The organism is Erythrobacter sp. S43, from assembly GCF_057364955.1.
This window is the reverse complement of record NZ_CP200285.1, coordinates 1216593-1236159: the sequence shown is the minus strand read 5'-3', so window position 1 is coordinate 1236159 and position 19567 is coordinate 1216593. Positions and strand designations below refer to the sequence as shown.

General features: G+C 59.7%; 19 protein-coding genes and 1 pseudogene. 11 read left to right on the top strand and 9 right to left on the bottom strand.

All coding sequences use genetic code 11. The annotated features are described in order from the left end of the window. The first annotated feature begins 56 nt into the window (after positions 1–56). The 3 genes from AC0V6K_RS05945 (at position 57) to AC0V6K_RS05935 (ending at position 2611) form a co-directional block, all read left to right on the top strand. Positions 57–1238 (top strand): acetyl-CoA C-acyltransferase, encoded by a 1182-nt coding sequence (locus AC0V6K_RS05945; protein WP_472625544.1) that lies wholly within the window; start codon positions 57–59, stop codon positions 1236–1238. Between the two features lie 104 nt (positions 1239–1342). Next, positions 1343–1990 (top strand): hypothetical protein, encoded by a 648-nt coding sequence (locus tag AC0V6K_RS05940; RefSeq protein WP_472625542.1) that lies wholly within the window; start codon positions 1343–1345, stop codon positions 1988–1990. 21 nt (positions 1991–2011) lie between these two features. Further along, a complete protein-coding gene (locus tag AC0V6K_RS05935; protein WP_472625540.1) occupies positions 2012–2611 on the top strand; it encodes a DUF4126 domain-containing protein in 600 nt (199 codons plus the stop codon). 4 nt (positions 2612–2615) lie between these two features. Here AC0V6K_RS05935 and AC0V6K_RS05930 read toward each other — a convergent pair whose 3' ends face one another. Beyond that, positions 2616–3869, bottom strand: coding sequence for a polyhydroxyalkanoate depolymerase (locus AC0V6K_RS05930; RefSeq protein ID WP_472625538.1), 1254 nt, complete (start codon positions 3867–3869; stop codon positions 2616–2618). A 300-nt stretch (positions 3870–4169) separates the two neighbouring features. Between AC0V6K_RS05930 and AC0V6K_RS05925 the strand changes: the two are divergent. The 4 genes and pseudogenes from AC0V6K_RS05925 (at position 4170) to AC0V6K_RS05910 (ending at position 9482) form a co-directional block, all read left to right on the top strand. Continuing rightward, positions 4170–5899 (top strand): annotated as a pseudogene (locus tag AC0V6K_RS05925) (ABC transporter transmembrane domain-containing protein). Between the two features lie 138 nt (positions 5900–6037). Next, the gene (locus AC0V6K_RS05920) at positions 6038–8209 is read left to right on the top strand and encodes a M13 family metallopeptidase (RefSeq protein WP_472625536.1); all 2172 of its coding nucleotides are present in this window, start codon (positions 6038–6040) and stop codon (positions 8207–8209) included. 83 nt (positions 8210–8292) lie between these two features. Continuing rightward, positions 8293–9150, top strand: a complete 858-nt coding sequence (locus tag AC0V6K_RS05915) for an undecaprenyl-diphosphate phosphatase (RefSeq protein ID WP_472625534.1) — start codon at positions 8293–8295, stop codon at positions 9148–9150. Positions 9151–9227: 77 nt separating this feature from the next. Next, positions 9228–9482, top strand: a complete 255-nt coding sequence (locus AC0V6K_RS05910) for a GlsB/YeaQ/YmgE family stress response membrane protein (RefSeq protein WP_472625532.1) — start codon at positions 9228–9230, stop codon at positions 9480–9482. Here AC0V6K_RS05910 and phhA read toward each other — a convergent pair. Then, positions 9479–10417, bottom strand: a complete 939-nt coding sequence (gene phhA, locus AC0V6K_RS05905; protein ID WP_472625530.1) for a phenylalanine 4-monooxygenase — start codon at positions 10415–10417, stop codon at positions 9479–9481. The genes AC0V6K_RS05910 and phhA overlap by 4 nt on opposite strands. Before the next feature lie 52 nt (positions 10418–10469). Between phhA and ppk2 the strand changes: the two genes are divergently transcribed. Genes ppk2 through AC0V6K_RS05890 form a run of 3 tightly spaced genes read left to right on the top strand, consistent with a single transcriptional unit; the run spans position 10470 to position 12429 of the window. Continuing rightward, complete coding sequence (gene ppk2, locus AC0V6K_RS05900; protein WP_472625528.1) at positions 10470–11249, top strand: polyphosphate kinase 2; 780 nt, start codon at positions 10470–10472, stop codon at positions 11247–11249. Positions 11250–11305: 56 nt separating this feature from the next. Next, entirely contained in the window at positions 11306–12202 is an 897-nt protein-coding gene (locus tag AC0V6K_RS05895) for an SPFH domain-containing protein (protein ID WP_472625526.1), read from the top strand. Positions 12203–12255: 53 nt separating this feature from the next. Continuing rightward, entirely contained in the window at positions 12256–12429 is a 174-nt protein-coding gene (locus tag AC0V6K_RS05890) for a type II toxin-antitoxin system antitoxin (RefSeq protein ID WP_472626035.1), read from the top strand. Here the strand turns inward: AC0V6K_RS05890 and AC0V6K_RS05885 are convergent. From AC0V6K_RS05885 to AC0V6K_RS05860, 6 genes are read right to left on the bottom strand one after another with little or no spacing between them, the layout of a single operon-like run. Continuing rightward, on the bottom strand, positions 12426–13271 hold the full coding sequence (locus AC0V6K_RS05885; protein ID WP_472625524.1) for an HTD2 family dehydratase: 846 nt from the start codon (positions 13269–13271) through the stop codon (positions 12426–12428). The two genes, AC0V6K_RS05890 and AC0V6K_RS05885, sit on opposite strands and share 4 nt — an antisense overlap. Before the next feature lie 9 nt (positions 13272–13280). Next, on the bottom strand, positions 13281–14507 hold the full coding sequence (locus AC0V6K_RS05880; RefSeq protein ID WP_472625522.1) for an acetyl-CoA C-acetyltransferase: 1227 nt from the start codon (positions 14505–14507) through the stop codon (positions 13281–13283). Beyond that, positions 14507–15751: a CoA transferase gene (locus AC0V6K_RS05875; RefSeq protein ID WP_472625520.1), complete on the bottom strand. Its 1245-nt coding sequence runs from the start codon at positions 15749–15751 to the stop codon at positions 14507–14509. Before AC0V6K_RS05875 ends, AC0V6K_RS05880 begins: the two co-directional genes overlap by 1 nt. 6 nt (positions 15752–15757) lie before the next feature. Next, on the bottom strand, positions 15758–16963 hold the full coding sequence (locus AC0V6K_RS05870; protein ID WP_486172581.1) for an acyl-CoA dehydrogenase family protein: 1206 nt from the start codon (positions 16961–16963) through the stop codon (positions 15758–15760). Positions 16964–16999: 36 nt separating this feature from the next. Then, a complete protein-coding gene (locus tag AC0V6K_RS05865) occupies positions 17000–17278 on the bottom strand; it encodes a hypothetical protein (protein ID WP_472625518.1) in 279 nt (92 codons plus the stop codon). Positions 17279–17282: 4 nt separating this feature from the next. Beyond that, positions 17283–17660, bottom strand: a complete 378-nt coding sequence (locus AC0V6K_RS05860; RefSeq protein ID WP_472625516.1) for a hypothetical protein — start codon at positions 17658–17660, stop codon at positions 17283–17285. Between the two features lie 148 nt (positions 17661–17808). Between AC0V6K_RS05860 and AC0V6K_RS05855 the strand changes: the two genes are divergently transcribed. Further along, entirely contained in the window at positions 17809–18804 is a 996-nt protein-coding gene (locus tag AC0V6K_RS05855; protein WP_472625514.1) for a right-handed parallel beta-helix repeat-containing protein, read from the top strand. Between the two features lie 7 nt (positions 18805–18811). Here the strand turns inward: AC0V6K_RS05855 and AC0V6K_RS05850 are convergent, their stop codons facing one another. Further along, positions 18812–19537 (bottom strand): tetratricopeptide repeat protein, encoded by a 726-nt coding sequence (locus AC0V6K_RS05850; protein ID WP_472625512.1) that lies wholly within the window; start codon positions 19535–19537, stop codon positions 18812–18814. Positions 19538–19567: the final 30 nt, after the last annotated feature.

Sequence of the window (19567 nt, the reverse complement as noted above, 5' to 3'; positions counted from 1 at the left end):
GCGCCCCGCGCCATGCGGGGCCGGATCGTATCACCTTTCGAAAGGACACCCCCAATATGTCACGTGACGCAGTCATCGTCTCCACCGCCCGCACGCCGATCGGGCGCGCTTACAAAGGCGGCTTCAACGCAACGCCCGGCGCAACGCTCGGCTCGTTCTCTTACAAAGCCGCTGTTGAACGCGCCGGCATCGAAGGCGGCGAAGTCGACGATGTCGTGTGGGGCGCAGTCCTCACGCAGGGCACGCAGGCAGGTAACATTGGCCGTCAGGTCGCGCTGCGCGGTGGTGCTCCGGTAACCGTCGCCGCCCAGACCATCGACCGTCAGTGCTCTTCAGGCCTGATGGCGATTGCGACCGCTGCCAAGCAGATCGTTGTCGACAACATGGACATCGTCGTTGGCGGTGGTCAGGACTCGATCTCGATGGTCCAGACGCCTGAAATGCGCGTTGCTCCCGATCCCTCGCTGATCGCGATGCACAAAGACGTTTACATGCCGATGCTCGGAACCGCTGAAACCGTGGCAGCACGTTACGGCATCAGCCGCGAAGCGCAGGACGAATACGCCCTGCAATCGCAGCAGCGCACCGCGGCTGGTCAGGAAGCCGGTCACTTCGACGCAGAGATCGTTCCTGCGACCACCACCATGATGGTGAAGGACAAAGAAACCGGCGAAATCAGCCAGGTCGAGCACACGCTGACCAAGGACGAAGGCAACCGCCCGTCGACCACGCTGGAAGGTCTCGCTTCGCTCAATCCGGTGATGGGTCCAGATAAGGTAATCACCGCCGGCAACGCTTCGCAGCTTTCGGACGGTTCGAGCGCATCGGTGCTGATGGAAGCCAAAATTGCCGAGCAGAAGGGCCTTGAGCCGCTGGGCCGTTATGTCGGCATGGCCGTTGCAGGCACGGAGCCGGACGAAATGGGCATTGGCCCGGTCTTCGCCATTCCGAAGCTGCTCAAGCAGACCGGACTGAAAATGGACGATATCGGCCTTTGGGAGCTGAACGAAGCCTTCGCCGTGCAGGTTCTGTACTGCCGCGACAAGCTCGGCATCGATAACGACATTCTCAACGTCAACGGCGGCTCGATCTCGATCGGTCACCCCTATGGTATGACTGGCGCACGTTGCACCGGCCACGCGCTGATCGAAGGCAAACGCCGCGGCGCGAAATACGCAGTCGTCACCATGTGTGTTGGTGGCGGCATGGGCGCAGCGGGTCTTTTCGAGATCTTCTAAGGCTGCAAGCGCAGAACGCTAAAAGGGGGCGGGATCGGCAAGGGGCTGGTCCCGCCCGTTTTGTTTGCTAGGCTGCATTCTTCAGAGTTGAGGGGGGAATGCAGATGACAAGGTCGGTAATTCTAAGTGGTGCAGCGATGTGCCTGGGGCTTGCGGCGTGCAATCAGGAGCCAGAGGCGCCGCAAAATGCCGCACCGGTTGAGCAGGCGGCACCGGCAGAGGCTGAGGCACCTGTCCCCGCGCCGACCGCAACCGAAACAGAGGCCGCCGCGCAAGAGGCTGCGCCTGCGGGCATCACCTCGGCTTATACCAAATACAATCTCGACAACTGCCGCGTGCTCGCATCACAGGCGGAAGAAGGTGAAAGTCTCGAGGCGGTTTGTGAAGGGTATGACGGCGTTCCGCTCTATGTGAATGTTGGCGACGGCCGGTACGACATTGATGTCGGCGTGAAGACCCGGGACTTCAGGACCATTTCGCCGTTCAACGACTTGAACGACACGATCGAGTGGCGATTGAAGGACGGCAAACCGTTCGCGGTGATCGCGCGGCTTAAAGATGTCTCCATGGAAACGGGCGGCAACAGCGCGCTGATCGTTGAAACAGTTGGCAGCGCAAGCAAGCCCGGCTGCCGAGTGGCGCATGTCTGGAACTCCACCGGCTCGACTCAGAACCAGCGGGCGCGGGACATTGCTGACGGAACGCTTGCGGCGGGCTTTGCGTGCCCCTCGGAGCCGCAACGCATCGGCTGACGCGAAGGGCTTGGTCACGCCATGGGGATCATGGAGATCATCGGAATCGCTAGCAGCGTCAGCTTGCTCGCAGGCTGGCGGCTGTATCTCTGCATCTTCGCCACGGGGCTGGCGATGCGGCTGGATGCGCTGCCGGTGCCTGAACATCTGACCAGCCTTGCGGTGCTGGAAAACCCGTGGGTCATGGGCATCGCGGCCATGGGGGCGCTTGCTGAATTCTTCGCCGACAAGGTGATGTGGCTCGACAGCGCATGGGACGCGATCCACACCGCCGTCCGTCCGGTGGGCGGTGCTTTGCTGGCGCTAGCGATTGTCGATCCCTCGGACCCCGCAACGCAGGTGGTGGCGTTTCTGCTGGGCGGGGGCGCCAGCTTCCTTGCCCATGGCGGCAAAGCCAGCGCGCGCGCCGTGGTCAACACATCGCCCGAGCCGGTCAGCAACGCGGTGGTATCAAGCGGCGAGGATGTGGCCACGGCAGGGCTGTTATTTGTGTCCTTTCAATACCCGCTGATGGCGCTGGGCATCGCAGCAGTCTTGTTGCTGTTGGTGCTCGGATTGCTGTGGGCGGCGAAGCGGGTTTTGAAACGGTTGTTTTTCCGGAGCCGTACACCCGAATCCTAGCTGGTCAGAAATGCTCGGCGATAAATTCTTCAACCACCGGCGCGACTTTGGTGCGCCAGCGGCTGCCGTTGAAGATTCCGTAGTGTCCGGCACCTTCAGCCACGTAATACCGCTTCTTCTCTTCGGGCAGATGATCGGTCAGCTTGAGCGCCGCCTTGGTCTGGCCGAGGCCTGAGATATCGTCGCGTTCGCCTTCGATGGCGAGCAGCGCGGTATCGGTGATCGCATGCAGATCGACAATCTCGCCTTTGTGGCGGAAGGTATTGTTCGGGATCGAGTGTTTCTGGAACACCTCTTCGACCGTCTGGAGGTAGAATTCCGCGGTCATGTCGCAGACGGCGCGGTATTCGTCGTAGAAATCCTTGGTCGCTTGCGCGCTTTCTTCATCGCCAGCGGTCAGATGTTTGAACATCTCGTAATGGCTCATCATGTGGCTTTGCAGGTTCATGCTCATGAACGCCGAAAGCTGCATGAAGCCGGGATAGACCCTGCGGCCCGCGCCGCGATAATTCATCGGCACTGTCGCGATCACCGAGTGGCGAAACCACTCGATTGGCCGGTTCATGGCATGATTGTTGACCGTCGTCGGGCTTTCACGCGTGTCGATTGGACCGCCCATCATGGTCAGCGTTGCCGGGGTCGCTGGTGATTTGTGCAGGTTCATCAAGGCGGTGGCCGCAAAGGCCGGCACCGAGGGTTGGCACACGGCCATCATATGCGGGCGCTGGCGCGTTGCTTTGGGCTCTACCTCGTAGATGTATTCGAGGAATTCCATGATGTAGTCGATATAGTCATCGAGATCGAAGTGGCCTTCGTGCAGCGGCACAGTCTTCGCATCGGCCCAATCGGTGATGTAGACTTCATAGCTTTCGAGCATCCGCGCGACCGTGCCGCGCAGGAGAGTGGCGTAATGCCCGCTCATTGGGGCAACGATTAGCAGCTTGGGGCGCTTCTTCTTACCAGTATCAACCCCATCAAGGCGGAAGCGTTTGAGATCGCCAAACGGGCGGTTGACCACGGTCGCTTCGATCACCGGGTAGATTTTGCCGTCCGATTCAATCTCAGTGATGCCGAAGGCGGGTTTGCCATAATGTGCGGTTGCGTGGGCAAAAACGTCGAGAGCATTCGCGGCAATCGGTCCGAGCGCGGTGTAGCCAAACGGATTGGCGCGGTTGGTGATCATTTCTGCGCTAATTGAAGCGAGCGCGCTGACGCTGTTCATCCAGCTGCGCTGGATTTCGTAAGCCTGGTAAAGCATGCTTTTCCCGTCTTCGTGTTACGAACGGCGCGCCTGATCCCCCTAGCGCAGCGTACACTTTGTGCCCCTTAAATGGGCTGCAATTGAATTTTGTGCAATGCACAATTTTCGGGCCCGCGTCCACTCATTCGGGATTGTGCGGTTTTTACACGTGAAAAATCGCGGACTGCGCCCTAGATGGAGCGCATAATGGACGGATCGTTGCAGGATACCAGCGTTCAGGAGACGCATTCGCCCCAAGAGGTCGATGCCGAGGAAACGCGCGAGAGCGAAACAAATCGCTCGCTCGCACCATTGCGCATGGTGTTCCGCGAAGCGGCCAAATACCCTCAGCAAATCGGATTGGCTCTGGTAGCGTTGCTGGTCACCGCGCTGGCGACATTGGCGATCCCGTGGCGCTTCAAAGTCATAATCGATGAGGCGTTTGGCGGCACTGCGAGCCAGGCAGATATTTCGACTGCGTTTCAATATCTGATGATGATCGTTGTTGTGCTCGGCATCGGCACAGCCATGCGGTTCTATTTCGTCAGCTGGATCGGAGAGCGGGTGGTCGCTGACATTCGGCTCAAAGTGCAGAACAATCTGCTTCGCATGTCGCCTAGCTTCTATGAAGAGAACAGCCCCAAGGAAATTTCCAGCCGGATGACGTCCGATACCGCGATTATCGAGACTGTGGTGGGCACAACCGTTTCTGTGGCGCTGCGCAACACACTTACCGGAATCGGCGGCATCCTGTTGCTGCTTTATCTGGCGCCAACGCTCACGCTCGGGCTTTTGATCGGTATTCCGGTGGTGATCATCCCGATCGTTTTTTTGGCCGCCGCATCCGGGCCGTGTCGCGTTCCAACCAGGACCGGATTGCTGATGTGGGCGCCTATGTGACTGAGGTTTTGGGCGCGATGAAAGTCGTCCAGAGTTTTGGTCAAGAGCGGCGTGAGGGCGACCGTTTTGGCGGCGTGGTCGAACGCACCTTCGAATCCGCGCGCAAACGCATCGTGCTTAGAGCGATCATGACGTCGATCGTTATCGTTTTGATCTTCGGCGGGGTCACATTGGCGATGTGGCGCGGTGCAATTGCTGTGTCGGAAGGCGCGATCAGCGGCGGGACTATTGCCGCTTTTGTCCTGACAGGCGGTTTGGTCGCGGGCGCGTTTGGAGCACTCACCGAGGTTTATGGCGATCTTCTACGCGGAGCAGGCGCAGCAAGCCGCCTTGCCGAGCTGCTTGAGGCAAAGCCTTCGATTGCACCGCCCGCACGGCCTGAGAGCCTGCCTGTGCCAGCGCGCGGAAGTCTATCGTTCCGCAATGTCACTTTCCGCTATCCCGCGCGGCCCGAAGTGGCTGCGCTCAAGGATTTCTCCCTCGAAATCGAACCGGGGGAGACCGTGGCGATTGTTGGCCCTTCGGGTGCGGGCAAATCGACGCTCTTCCAGCTAGTCGAGCGGTTTTACGACCCGCAGGGCGGCACGATCCGGATGGATGGCGTCCCGCTGATCAAAGCGGACCCAGCCGAAATCCGTGAAAGGCTCGCCTTTGTCCCGCAGGATGGCGTGCTGTTCAGCGCCGATGCACGCGACAATTTGCGTTATGGCCGTTGGGATGCCTCGGACGAGGAGATCTGGGAAGCTGCCCGCGCGGCCAATGCCGAGACATTCTTACGCGCTCTACCTGAAGGGCTCGACACCTATCTGGGCGAAGGCGGGACACAGCTTTCGGGTGGCCAGCGTCAACGTGTCGCGATTGCCCGTGCTCTGCTGCGCGATGCGCCGATCCTGTTGCTGGATGAGGCTACCAGCGCATTGGATGCAGAGAGCGAACAATTGGTGCAGCAAGCGCTCGATGAGTTGATGGCGCAGCGCACGACGTTGGTAATCGCCCACCGCCTCGCCACGGTGCGACAGGCGGACCGGATCGTGGTGCTCGATCAAGGCGCGATTGCCGAGCAGGGCACACACGATCAGCTGCTGGCCAAAGGCGGCCTGTATGCGCGCCTCGCGAAGCTGCAATTCGCGACCACCGCTGCCGCCTAATCCTGCGGAACCGGGGCTTCTCGTGCCCGTTATTCGACCAAATACGGCAATCACCGGACGAACGGCGACACCGTTGCTTTGTTCGGTCTAAACCTCTCTCATCAGGCTCTATGATCCTGCCAAACGGGGAAAGTCATTATGATCAAGAAATCTGCTCTTCTGTGTGCTGGCGTCGCCGCCTTCGCGCTCAGCGCACCGGCTTTGGCCGATAACGACCCGCACCATGTCGACATGCTCATCGAAGAAAGCGAAACCGAGGCCGCGAGCCCCGCGTCTTCGCCCAAGATGGATTTCGGCAGTTGGGGTGTCGGCCTCGATACGATCGATCAGGGCGTTAAACCGGGCGATGACTTCAACGCCTATGTCAACGGTAAGTGGATCGCCTCTAACGAGATCCCTGCTGACCGCCAGCGTTTTGGTGCATTTGACCTGCTGCGCGAAGGTGCGACGCAGGATGTGAAGAAGTTGGTTGATGATCTCGTCGCCTCCAATCCCGAGCCGGGCACGCAGGCGCGTCGCATTGTTGATGGCTACACCGCGTATATGGACGTTGAAGCGATCGACGCCAGCGGACTGGCGCCAGCCTACCCGTATCTTGCCGAGATTTATCAGGCCCCCGATCTTGAATCGCTCGTCAAACTGATGGGCAAACCCGGTTACTCCTCGCCCGTGGGCGCGGGCGTGACCATCGACGCGCGCAACCCGACCGATTACGTCGTTGGCCTCGGCTTCAATGGAACTGGGCTGCCGGACCGCGACTACTACCTTGTCGATTCCGAGAAGAACATCGAGATCCGCGCGAAATATAAAGAGTATCTCGCAAAGGTCCTTAATGCGGCTGGCTACACCGATCCTAAGGCTGCGGCCGAGGCGGTGTACAGCTTCGAAGCCAAAGTCGCCCGGTTGGAATGGGCGCGGCAGATTTTCCGTAAGCCGACACTCACCTACAACGAGCTGTCGCCGGAAGACTTGAAGGAGATGGCTGGCGATTTCCCGATCGAGACGCTTCTGGAATCGGCCAAGCTTTCGGGTCAGACCCGCTATCTCGCCGCTCAGATCCCTCCAACCGAGGAAGAGAAAGAGCAGGCCGGCATCACGCCAGAGCAGGAAAAGATGATCGGCGACGGTCTTCCGGGGATGATGAAGTTCCTGTCCGAAACGCCTCTTTCGACGATCAAGGCGTTCATGGTTGTCGACATGATTGGCAACAACACCGCGGTGTTGAGCAGCGAGCTGGATAAGGCTGCTTTCGAATTCTACGGCAAGACCATCAATGGTCAGGAAAAGCAGCAGGACCGCTGGAAACGCGCCATCAACGAGGTTGAAGGCGCCATCGGCGAACAGCTCGGTGCGCTTTACGTCGCCAAGTACTTCCCGCCTGATAGCAAGGCGCGGATGGACACGCTGGTGGCGAACCTATCAAAAGCCATGGGCGCAGCGCTCGATGAAAACGAGTGGATGACCGAAGAGACCATCGCAGAAGCGCGCAAGAAACTCGGCACCTTTGTGCCGATGATCGGCTATCCCGAGGAATTCAAAACCTATGACGGGCTTGAGATGACTGGTGACGATCCGGTCGGAAACCGTCTCGCGGTTGCGCGTTGGAACGATGAAGACCGCCGCGCGCGTCTCAAGAAGAATGTCGACCCGACCGAGTGGGGCATGTTCCCGCAGACGGTGAACGCATACTACTCGCCGCTGACCAACCGCATAGTGTTCCCCGCCGCAATCCTTCAGCCTCCGTTCTTCAACGCGACCGCTGACGAGGCGGTGAACTATGGCGGCATCGGTGCTGTGATCGGCCACGAAATCGGTCACGGATATGACGACCAGGGTTCGCAGTTCGACTCCACCGGCACTCTGCGGAACTGGTGGCAGGATGAAGACCGTAAGGGCTTCGTCCAATTTACCGAGGCGATGGGCGGTTTCATCGAAGCCTATTGCCCTGTCGAAGGATCAAACGGTCCCGAGTGCCTTCGCGCTGGCCAATCAATGGGTGAGACTTTGGGCGATGTGGTTGGCCTGCAAATGGCATACCGCGCCTATCGCATGTCGCTGAACGGTGAAGAGCCGCCGGTGATTGACGGATTGACCGGAGATCAACGCTTCTTCCTTGGCTATGCTCAAATCTGGCGTTCGATGGAGCGCGAAGAGAGCCTGCGCAACCGCGTGATGACCGCGAACCATCCGCCGGGTGAATTCCGCCTCAACAACGCGGTTCGCCACATCGATGCATGGTATAAGGCGTTCAACGTGAAGCCGGGCGATAAGCTGTATCTGCCGCCGGAGAAGCGCGTCAAAATCTGGTAGCGCTCCGTACAAACCCGCTTCGTGATGAAACGGGATCATAAACTCTTTGACTTAGCCCGCGCCCCTGCCATGGAGCGCGGGCTATGACTTTTCTGCAGCTGCTGATCATTGCCATTGTTCAAGGGATTACGGAGTTCCTGCCGATCTCTTCGTCGGGGCACCTCATCCTGATCCCGAGCTTCACCGACTTCTCCGATCAGGGACCGCTGATCGATGTGGCGGTGCATGTCGGCTCTCTGCTCGCGATCATCGTCTATTTCTTCAAAGACGTGGTGGTACTAGCACGCGGTGGTTTTGCCAGCATCGGGATCGGCACAGATAATCCCGAAGCGCCCAAAGAGCGCCGCCTGTTCTGGTGGATCGTGCTCGGCACCATTCCCGCCGTCGCATTTGGTCTCGCGATCAAGATGGGCGTGTTCAACTCTTTTGCGGAGACGGTTTTTGGCGTCACCGTGGTTGATGATGACCTGATGTCATCGATCCGTTTCACCGACCTCATCGCGTTTAACCTGATTGCTTACGGTATCTTGCTGGGCCTCGCGGACTACTTGGGCAAAGAGGTGAAGAGCTTCGAGGATATGACGTGGCGCGATGGCCTGATCGTCGGCATTGCACAGGCGCTGGCGATCATCCCTGGCACCAGCCGTTCGGGAGTCACCATGACGGCCGCGCGTTTCCTCGGGTACAAGCGGGTTGAGGCCGCGCGCTTCTCCTTCTTGCTCTCAATCCCTGCGGTGGCCGGCGCAGGCGTGCTGATCGTGCCGGAGATTTTCGAGGCTGGCACCGCGCTTGCTTGGGACGCGCTTGTAGCAGGGGTTCTGACCTTCATTGCTGCCTTTGCCACCATGGCGTTCCTGATGAACTTCCTGAAGCGCGCATCCATGATGGTTTTCGTCATCTATCGCATCGCGATGGGTTGCGCTCTGCTCTATTTTTTCTGAATCTCTTGGCCTGTAGGGATCGTCGGAACAAAGGTCCCGTCTGCGGATTGAGCAGATGAAAGGACAACGCAACCACTATGGCATTGGCAGTGCTCTTCCTCGTCGGCGCTTTGCTTGGCTGGCTCGCATCAATTCTGGCTCGCACGGAAAGTGCGGGAGAGATCGTGCGTCAGATCAGCATAGGCGTTGTCGCGTCGCTTGTCGGCGGGCTGTTTATGAACAACGGCACGATGATTGGCGGCCTGTCACTGACCGCGCTCGGTGTCGGCGCGGCGGCGGCTTTTGTGCTCTTGGTCCTGTATCACGGCGTTTTCCGCAACCGGACTGCCTAAACCGGATCCGCGCCTGATCCTCGGCCGCCGCGCAGATGGTATTCCTGCGTCCCACGGTTCACCACGTAATCGACATCGATCACCGCGCTGTTGGCGTAGGTGAAACCGGGTGCGAGGTTTTTGTATAGCCGGTCAAAGTCGCGCTCGACCGTTTGGCGATACAGGTCCTCAAAGCTCTCGATCACGAAATAGGTGGGTTGTAGGTCGCTAATGACGTAATCGGTGCGCATCACGCGATCGACGTTCAACATGATGCGATTGGGACTTTTGGCCTCCACAGCAAACACCGCCTCGGTTGGGCCGGACAGAATGCCTGCGCCATAGGCTTTCACGCCGTCAGCTTCTTCGATCAGGCCGAACTCCACCGTGTACCAATACAGCGCGCCGAGTGATTTGAGGCGATTGTACCGCATGGCCTTCCACCCAGCACGGCCATATTCCTGCATGTAATCGGCATAGACCGGATCGGTCAGCATCGGCACGTGACCGAACACATCGTGGAACACGTCGGGTTCTTGAATGTAGTCGAATGTCTCGCGTGTACGGATGAAATTGCCCGCCGGGAAACGGCGGTTGGCGAGATGCCAGAAGAACACGTGATCGGGTATCAGCATGGGGACAGGCACGACGCTCCATCCGGTCAGCTTGTCCAGCTCTTCAGTCAAACGGCTAAACTCTGGCACACCCCCGCGCCCCAGATCCAGCCGCTCCAGCCCTTGCATAAACGCAGTTGCGGCGCGCCCCGGTAGCACATCCATTTGGCGGTTGAACAGGTCATTCCAGACCGCATCATCTTCGCTTGAATAGACGGTCTGCGCGGGCTCAAGCCAGTCGTCACCGACATGATCCGGCTTCTGCAATGGCGCAGTGAATACGTCCTCCGGAAGCTCCGGCAGTTTCGAAAAGTCGGTTTCAGGGTCAGCGAGAGTAGCCATATGCTTGCATTTGATACTATCACGGCCGTGAAACAAGCACAAAGGAAGCCGTATGGGTCTCAAGGGCAAGGACTATCGCAAGGCGCTCGAACCGCTGACCGAAGAATTGGTCGGCATGGCGCGCTGGGCGCGGACAACGGGCGCTCGGATTGTGGTCCTGTTCGAAGGGCGCGATACAGCAGGCAAGGGCGGGGCGATCCGCGCCGTTCGGGACAAGCTGAACCCGCGTCAATGCCGAACTGTGGCTTTGGGCAAACCCACCGATGACGAGCGCGGCCAATGGTACTTCCAGCGATACATCAAACATCTACCGACCACTGGCGAGATCGTGCTGTTTGACCGCAGTTGGTACAACCGTGCGGGCGTGGAACAGGTGATGGGCTTTGCCGATCAGGATCAGGTTGATGTGTTTCTGCGGCAAGTTCCGGTGTTCGAAAAGCTGCTGACAGATGATGGTATCCTGCTGTTCAAGTATTGGCTGACGACTGATCAGGACCAACAGGAAGAGCGGCTGCGTGAACGGCTCGACGATCCGCTGAAGCGCTGGAAGCTCTCTCCCATCGATCTTGCCGCGCGTGAGAAATACGACGCCTACACCGATGCACGCGAAGCCATGCTGGAAGCCACGCATACCGATCACGCACCGTGGACTCTGGTCGATTTCAACGACCAGAAGCGCGGGCGACTGACGCTGATCCGCCACCTGCTCGATCACCTGCCTGATACCCATGTCGCGCCGCCCGAGATTGATTTCCCTGAATTGGGACGCGAACCAAAGGCAGAAAGCTACGGTGTGATGAAGCCGATCAAAGACTATCCAGACCCAGATTGACTCTCCGGCAAAACTGATATAAATATGATATCATAATTATATCGAGGAGAACCACTATGGCGTCCGCAGATCAATCGGCGATCACATCCAGTCGCGAGAAAGCGGCAACTTCATTCAACGGGTATCTCATGCTGATTGCGTTGATTGCAGCACTGGTTTTGCCGGTGCTTTTCGGGTTTTCGACGGGCGATGAAGGCATCGTCATCGGCAGCGTGCTTTTGACCGTGCTCGCTTTCGTATTTGTGGCTGTCGGTTTTTTCATGATCCAGCCCAACCAGGCGGTGGTGATCACCCTTTTCGGCGAATATCGCGGCACCACACGTAAAGAGGGGCTGCACTGGATCTGGCCCTGGATGGGCAAGAACAAGGTCAGCGTGCGTGCGCACAACATCCATTCGGAAAGGGTCAAGATTAACGACTTGCGCGGCAACCCGATTGAAGTTGCCTGCAATGTGGTTTGGCGCGTGGATGATACTGCGCAAGCCGTGTTTGACGTCGATGATTACAAAGAGTTTGTGAACATCCAGATCGAAGCCGGTCTTCGTACGGTCGGCGCGCGCCACCCCTATGACGACATGTCGGATGAGGACGAAACGACGCTCCGGGGCAGCGCGGATATCATCGCCAATGAACTGCGGGTTGAGCTAAACGAGCGGCTAGCGGTCGCCGGCATAATTGTCGACGAAGCGGGCCTCACTCACCTCGCCTACGCTCCAGAAATTGCGGGCGCCATGCTGCGCCGCCAGCAGGCCGATGCCGTGATTGCGGCGCGCAAGAAGGTGGTGATTGGAGCAGTATCCATGGTCGAAGACGCGCTCGAGAAACTGTCGGGTGACGGTATCGTGGATCTCGACAGCGAACGTAAGGCGGCGATGGTTTCGAACCTGATGATTGTCCTGTGCGGAGATCGCGAGGCGCAGCCGGTCGTCAACACCGGAACGCTTTACCAGTAACGGGGCCTACCGAAGGAGGCAGCCATGGCTGCACCCAAAAGAAAGCCTTCGCGCTGCGGCTCGATCCGGCGGTTCACGCCGCGATCGAGCGGCTGGCTGGGGCAGAGCTGCGTTCCGCCAATGCGCAGATTGAAGTGCTGCTGCGAGAAGCGCTCAATGCAAGGGGCATTGAAGCCGGGCAATCGCAAAAGCCGAGGCGCGGCAGGCCACCTAAAGCCGGGGGTTAAACCGTCGCGTTGGCCTTGGTTACCTGTCGGCCATCGCTGGCAAACGCGCCAAGCTCATAACCGTCTCCGGCCTTACGCATCACCAGGTGCAGCGGCTCATTTACAATGGCCGGAGACATGCCGCGAAATTGAAAGCTGCACAGCCGGTTCTCGCCCAACTCACTCGCCGCCAATTGCAGTAGCAGGCTCGCAGTCAGCGGTCCGTGCACCACCAACCCTCGATAGCGCTCAACCGCTTCGGCATAGGGCGCGTCGTAGTGGATGCGGTGCGTGTTGAAGGTCAGCGCTGAATAGCGAAACAGCAGGCGCGGATCGGGCGTGATTGTGCGGTGCGCGTCCCATTCGTCTGTGTTGAACTGACCATTGCTCGGCTCGGGAGGGCTGAGCGGCGCATCTGCCGCCGCTGCATCGCGATAGACCAGCGTCTGTGTCTCGCGCACAGCCAGCGTACCGTTGGCGTGTGTTTCGTGATCGACATTCACAAAGGCCAGCTTACCGCTTCCGCCTTCCTTTTCACTAATCGAAGCCACGCGGCTTGTGCGCGTGATCGCCGCGCCTTTCGTAATCGGTGTGACAAACTCAACTTTGCTGGAAGCCCACATGCGCCGTGGCATGGGAAAGGGTGGGAGAAAGCTGTCAGGGCTGTCATCGCGAGCTGGATGACCATCCTCGCCAAGTGAAGAGGTTGGCGCGTCTGGTGTGCAGAGCGCGAAGTGGATGCCTTGTGGCAGCGGATTGCTCTCAGGCAGACCGAAAGTGGCCAACCACCGCTTGGCCCGCGCCTCATCGAGCTGGTCGCTCGCGCGGACCTCTCGCCCGATCCATGCGTCCCAATCACTCATTTGAAATGCTCATGCGGCTCGCTCAAACACCGCTGCGATGCCCTGACCGCCGCCGATGCACATCGTCTCGAGGCCGTATTTGACCTCGCGTCGGTGCATCTCTGCGGCCATGTCGGCCAGAATGCGCCCGCCGGTCGCGCCGATGGGGTGGCCGAGCGAGATGCCCGAGCCGTTGACGTTGAGAATATCGCGTCGGCTGTCATCGGCGGACCAACCCCAGCCTTTCAGCACCGCGAGGACTTGCGGCGCGAAGGCTTCGTTGAGTTCAACCAGCCCGATATCGTCCCAAGAGTAACCGCGCCGCTCGAACAGCCGCTCGGTCGCAGGAACGGGTCCAATACCCATGCGCGACGGGTCGCAGCCCGCCGCTGCCCAACCGCCGAACCAGAGCGAGGGGGTGAGGCCCAGCTCTTCCAGCTTGTCCTCCGCCACCACCAGACACGCCGCCGCCGCATCGTTCTGCTGGCTGGCATTGCCTGCGGTGACGATGGCATCGGGGTCGCGCTTCAGATCAATCGCGCGGAGCTTGCCGAGCGTTTCCATGGACGCATCGGCGCGATAGCCCTCGTCATGGTCGAATGTGACCGGATCGCCGCGTCGTTGTGGCACCTCGATTGGCACCAAATGGTCAGCAAACTTGCCTTCGGTCCAAGCCGCCGTTGCATTCTGGTGCGAACGTGCAGCGTAGGCGTCGGCCTCCTCCCGTGTGATTTCGTAGTCCTTGGCGAGGTTCTCTGCAGTTTCGATCATGCCGGTGATGATCCCGAACCGCTCGATTGGCTGGCTCATCAAGCGCCCGCGAGAGAGGCGATCGTGCAGCGTGATATCGCCCATCCGCGCACCGCCGCGCCCTTGCAGCGTGTAGTGCTCGACATTGGACATGCTCTCGCAACCGCCTGCGACCACGACGTCGGCCATGCCCGTCTCGACCATCATCGCCGCATTGGCGACCGCTTGCAGTCCTGAGCCGCAGCGCCGGTCCAGTTGGTAGCCGGGCACCTCAAGTGGAAGCCCTGCAGCGAGCCAGGACCAGTGACCAATGGCGGGCGCTTCGGCGTTGCCGTAGCCTTGCGAGAACACGACATCGTCAACGCGCTCCGGATCAATGCCCGAGCGCTCGACCAGCGCTTTGAGGATGATCGCGCCAAGTTCGCCCGCATTGAGGCTCGACAGCCCGCCCAAAAACTTGCCCACGGGTGTGCGGAGCGGTGAAACAATGGCGGCGCGTCTGGTCATCAGCGGTACTCGTAATTGGCGTTTTTATCAGAGCGTGCGACAGTGCCTGCATCGATCAGCTTGGCGATAGTGCCCGAGGAAAGCCCAAGACGTTCGGCCAAGACTTCCTCGGAATGCTGCCCGAGATAGGGCGCTGCTGCTGGGTCACCAGCCTCGTGCGCTGGCATATTCGCGAAGCTGCGTGTGGCGGGATATTCAAAGCCCGAAGGGTTAGCAGGCGAGGGGCCGAACAGCGGATTGTTCGCCACCAGATCGGGATCCTGCGAAGCCTCATGGTGCGAACGATAATGCTCGAACGTGCAACCTTGCGCGGCCATACGCTCGGCGAGCGCCGCGTAATCCTCGGCTTCGGCGGCAGATTGGAAGATATCGAAAAGGCGGTGACGGTTTTCAAAGCGCGGGCGATCACCGGCGCTAAAGTCCACATCGAGTTCCTTTTCGAGCGCAGCAATCGGCTCGGCCACATCGAATGCAGCAACAAGCCCCGTCCACTGCTTTGGCGTCAGCGCGGCGACCATAAAGCGCTTGCCGTCTCTTGACCGGAAATCGCGCCCGAACGCACCCCAGATGGCGTTGCCCAGACGCTGGCGATCCCCGCCGCGATAGAGCATTTCAGCGAGCGTCCCGGAGTTTGCCATGGTGCCAATCGCCACATCGCCCAGCGGCACGCGCATCTCGCTGCCTTGGCCGGTCGCGGTGCGATGATGCAGCGCGGTCATCAGCGAAAAGGCCGAATAGGCACCGGTGATGAAATCCCACGCCGGCAGGGGTTGGCTGATCGGCGGTGCGGTCTCCGGGTCCCACTCTTCTGGGCCGGTCATCAGCGGGTAACCAGACGCAGCGTTGACCGTAAAGTCCATCGCCTGCCGCCCGTCGTGCCATCCCATGATGCGCACGCTGATCATGTCATCGCGTTTCGCCGCCATGGCCGCGTGGCTCAGAAAGCTCTTCTCGGGAAGGTTGGTGATGCACTGGCCCGTCTTCGCCGCCAGCTCGACGCACAATTCGCGCCCTTCGCCGCTGCGCAGATCAAGCGCGACCGATTTCTTGGCGCGGTTGAGGTTCTCCCAGCTTAGCGAACGGCCCTCTTTGGTCAGCATGAACCGGTCGTAATCTAGGCCGCCGGCCTTGTGATCGACGCGGATAACTTCCGCCCCCATCTGCGCGCAGTAAAGCCCGGCGGTGGGTGAAGCGACGAAACTGGAGACCTCGATGATCGAGAGGTCGGTAAGAAGTTTGTACAAGGTGCGTTATCCGTTCGCTGCTTCCCATTCGCGCAGCATGTGTTTGGCGATCTGAAGCTGCAGAATCTGCGTGGTGCCTTCGTAAATGCGGTAGATGCGCGCATCGCGATAAAAGCGCTCGGCATCGTATTCAGCGAGGTATCCTGCGCCGCCATAGACCTGAACGACGCGGTCGACGACGCGGCCGCACATCTCGCTGGCGAATACTTTAAAGGCCGCCGCCTTGGTGATGATGTTTTCGCCACGGTCGGCGCGTTCGGTCACATCGCGCATCATGCATTCGGCGGCGTAGATTTCGGTTTCGCTGTCGGCCAGCATCGCCTGGATCAGTTGGAAACGCGCGATCGGCTCGCCAAACGCTTTGCGTTCATTGGCATAACGCAGCGCCGAATTCAGCGCACGGCGCGCATAGCCGGTTGCCGCCGCGCCAACGGAAATGCGGCCATTGTCGAGGCTTTGCATCGCGAAGCGGAAGCCCTTGCCGGTCTCACCGCCCAGCAGCGCATCACCCGGCACCTTCACATCATCAAGCATGATATCCGAGATGTGCGAACCTGACTGGCCCATCTTGTGGTCAGGTGATCCGGTCGAAACACCAGCCGTATCCATCGGCACCAGAAAGGCGCTGACATGCGCATTCTTGGGCAGGTTTTCCTTTTCGGTCCGCGCCATGATCAAAGCGACTTCTGCATGCGGCGCGTTGGTGATGTAGCGCTTGGTGCCGTTGAGGATCCAGCCATTGCCATCGGGATCAGGCACAGCGGTGGTCTGCAACCCGGCGCTATCGCTGCCCGAACCCGGCTCGGTCAGGCCAAAGCACGCGATTTTTCCTTCGGCGATTTTGGGATACCATTCGGCGCGTTGTTCCTCGGTTGCGCCGTTCTTCAACGCGCTCGAAAACATGCCGACATTGATCGAGAAGATCGAGCGATAGGCGGGGGCGGCATAGGCCATGATGTTCACCACCCGCGCATATTGACCCATGTTGAGGCCAGCGCCGCCATATTCTTCCGGCACAGTCAGCCCGAACAATCCCATCTCGCGCATCTCATCGATGATTTCGGGCGGGATCGCGTCGTTTGCGATCACTTCGCCCTCGGCAGGGATCAGACGTTCGTTGACATAGCGCTCAAGCTGCTCGGCAAATTGCTCGAACGTGTCGGTGTCCATTCCGGCGTTGAACTGTCCGGCATGGTCGGGTGCCACATTCATCTCGATCTGTCCTCTCACACGGGCTTTGCCGCCCGCCTATTCGCCTTCTTGGGCAGTGTTGGATTGAGCTTCGGGAGCCTGTTGCGGAGCGGGCAAGTCCACCGGAGGGATCGCGCCCTCGGGGATCTGTTGCTTGTCCAGCTCTTCCGCAATTTCATCAAGAGCCGCTGCTTCGCCCTCGGTCACGCCGCCAGGGCCCGTTTCTGAGCCGGTGCCACAGGCTGAAAGCAGCGCTGCAGGAAGCAGCACGCCAGCGGACCATGCGCGCAAGCGCTGGCCTCCACGCATATCGTGGTCCGCCGGTCTGTGTGCCATTCGCTTATTCTTCAACCGCATCAGCCGCAGCAGCGGCCGCAGCTTCTGCAACATCAGCTGCGTCAGCTGCCGACGCTGCTTCAGCGGCCGCGTTGGCCGCCTCCAGAGCCGCTTCGGCTTGGTCTGCGACTTCAGCCGCATTGTCCGCTGCCGTTTCAGCCGCTTCCTGAGTGACCGGTGCGGGCTCGGCGCCTTCGCCTTCGTCACCTTCGCTGGCGGCGCTGTCTTCAACCGGCTCTTCCGTCACGGCTTCCAAAGCCTCGTCCGCAGGCACTTCAACGGTGTCGGCGGTTGCTTCGGTCGATGCGCTTTCAGAGCTGCCGCATGCGGCCAGTGCCAATGTTGCTCCACCAAGCAGAGCGATGCTTGCAATCTTCTTCATGGGGGTGATCCTCCTCAGTTATCCCTTTAAGATTGGCACTATCTAGCCACGCGCAGGCCCTTAAGCAAAGCGCGAATTGATGGTTCGAAACGGCACACAGTGAAAAGCGTGAGCATTGCGGCAAGGGCAGTCTGGTAAAGTCCCTTACATGGTTCAGAAAAATGCCCCCGCCCGCCGTGTTCCGGAAGGACGCATGAAGAAATGGCTCGCCGCCGCGCTCGGCAGCTCGCTGATCGTCGCACTGTCGGCGACAACAATCCACGCGCAGAGCGGTGGCGGGGCTTTCACGATTGCCGAAACGGGCAAATCCTATGGCTCGCTTCAGGCGGCGATCAAAGCGGTGGGCAATTCACGCGCGACGATCAACATCGCTCCGGGTATCTACCCCGAATGCGCTGTTCAGGAAGCGGGCGTTATCAAGTATGTCTCTGAGCAGCCGGGCGCTGCGATTTTCGAACGCCGTTCTTGCGAGGGCAAGGCTGGATTGGTCTTGCGTGGAACGGGCGCAGAGGTACGCGGTGTCGTCTTCCGCAATTTCGCCGTTCGGGATGGGAACGGTGCAGGTATCCGGCTCGAGAAGGGCAGCCTGAATGTCGCCAATTCTTGGTTCCTCGACAGCCAGCAGGGCATTCTGAGCGCCAATGATCCAAACTCGCAGATTTACATCGTGCGCTCGACCTTTAGCGGGCTGGGCACATGCGAGAACTCGGCGGGCTGCGCGCACTCGCTCTATATCGGCAATTACGGTTCGTTGACGGTCAAAGAGAGCCGCTTTGAACGCGGACAGGGCGGGCATTACGTCAAAGCGCGCGTGGCCAATGTGACGATCGAAAACAATTCGTTCGACGACGCCAACGGCAATAAAACCAATTACATGATCGACCTGCCCGCTGGCAGCCGCGGGATGATCAGAGGCAACTGGTTCGTCCAGGGGCGCAGCAAAGAGAACTACTCCGCCTTCATCGCGCTGGGTGCCGAACAGAACCTGCACAATTCCGACGGGCTGGAAGTCACCGGCAATCAGGCCCGTTTCGTTCCGGGACTGCGCCGTTCGAGCGTGTTTCTGGCCGACTGGACCGGCTCGCGCATCGCCTTGTCAGGCAACGCCCTGGCGGGCGGTTTGAAGCAATACGAGCGGCGGTGAAATGGCCTCACGCCTGCGTTGATGGCTCCGGATCATCGTCTCTGATTTCAACACGGCGCGGCAGCCCGAGCTCTTCACAGATGACGTTCGCGCGTCTGCCGATCTCGCGAAAGTCTATGCCTTCAAGCTCTTTTGAGACAACTTCGAAGCTCCTGTCGGCATCTTCATTGCCATGCACGGCCGAAGCCAAGAACCAGGCAGCGGCCTCGCGTTTGTTCACTTCAACGCCTTCGCCATTGTAAAACAACACGCCCACCCCGCGTAATCCATGATCGTTCCCAGCGCGCGCTGCCTTCATGTAGTTGGCAAATGCGGCGTCGTAGTCTTGGGCCGTCCCACGTCCGAGAGCTTGCATCATCCCAAGGCTGACCATGGCATTGCTGAAGCCTTCGTTTGCGGCGGTGGTGAAGAGGCCGACGGCCTCCTCGAGAGTCCCCTCAGCCTTGCCCTGGTCAATCAACACACCCACACGCCAGCGCGAATAGTTGCGCCCACCAGCGATCGCGATGCGATAGTGTTCTAAAGCCTTTTGAGGATTCGCCTCGACCCCACGACCCTCGTCATAGAACCAGCCGAGCCATTCATGAGCGCGTGCGTCTCCGCTCCTCGCTCCTTCCTCTGCCAATGCAAAGGCTTGAGCGTTCTCCCCCTCGTTGACGAGTTCTTGCACCGCGTCGTTGGAGTAATTCCCGAGGCCGAGGACCATCGCAAGGGCAAGGATGAAGTAACGCATGTTCTGCCTCTTTTTTTGCTTTGAGGCTGA

Coding starts and splice junctions, on each gene's coding strand:
- AC0V6K_RS05935 (WP_472625540.1), top strand. CDS start 2,012: ATGGGGATCATGGAGATCATCGGAATCGCTAGCAGCGTCAGCTTGCTC.
- AC0V6K_RS05880 (WP_472625522.1), bottom strand. CDS start 14,507: ATGACCAGACGCGCCGCCATTGTTTCACCGCTCCGCACACCCGTGGGC.
- AC0V6K_RS05930 (WP_472625538.1), bottom strand. CDS start 3,869: ATGCTTTACCAGGCTTACGAAATCCAGCGCAGCTGGATGAACAGCGTC.
- ppk2 (WP_472625528.1), top strand. CDS start 10,470: ATGGGTCTCAAGGGCAAGGACTATCGCAAGGCGCTCGAACCGCTGACC.
- AC0V6K_RS05850 (WP_472625512.1), bottom strand. CDS start 19,537: ATGCGTTACTTCATCCTTGCCCTTGCGATGGTCCTCGGCCTCGGGAAT.
- AC0V6K_RS05920 (WP_472625536.1), top strand. CDS start 6,038: ATGATCAAGAAATCTGCTCTTCTGTGTGCTGGCGTCGCCGCCTTCGCG.
- AC0V6K_RS05915 (WP_472625534.1), top strand. CDS start 8,293: ATGACTTTTCTGCAGCTGCTGATCATTGCCATTGTTCAAGGGATTACG.
- phhA (WP_472625530.1), bottom strand. CDS start 10,417: ATGGCTACTCTCGCTGACCCTGAAACCGACTTTTCGAAACTGCCGGAG.
- AC0V6K_RS05940 (WP_472625542.1), top strand. CDS start 1,343: ATGACAAGGTCGGTAATTCTAAGTGGTGCAGCGATGTGCCTGGGGCTT.
- AC0V6K_RS05865 (WP_472625518.1), bottom strand. CDS start 17,278: ATGGCACACAGACCGGCGGACCACGATATGCGTGGAGGCCAGCGCTTG.
- AC0V6K_RS05910 (WP_472625532.1), top strand. CDS start 9,228: ATGGCATTGGCAGTGCTCTTCCTCGTCGGCGCTTTGCTTGGCTGGCTC.
- AC0V6K_RS05895 (WP_472625526.1), top strand. CDS start 11,306: ATGGCGTCCGCAGATCAATCGGCGATCACATCCAGTCGCGAGAAAGCG.
- AC0V6K_RS05860 (WP_472625516.1), bottom strand. CDS start 17,660: ATGAAGAAGATTGCAAGCATCGCTCTGCTTGGTGGAGCAACATTGGCA.
- AC0V6K_RS05855 (WP_472625514.1), top strand. CDS start 17,809: ATGGTTCAGAAAAATGCCCCCGCCCGCCGTGTTCCGGAAGGACGCATG.
- AC0V6K_RS05945 (WP_472625544.1), top strand. CDS start 57: ATGTCACGTGACGCAGTCATCGTCTCCACCGCCCGCACGCCGATCGGG.
- AC0V6K_RS05870 (WP_486172581.1), bottom strand. CDS start 16,963: ATGAATGTGGCACCCGACCATGCCGGACAGTTCAACGCCGGAATGGAC.
- AC0V6K_RS05885 (WP_472625524.1), bottom strand. CDS start 13,271: ATGAGTGATTGGGACGCATGGATCGGGCGAGAGGTCCGCGCGAGCGAC.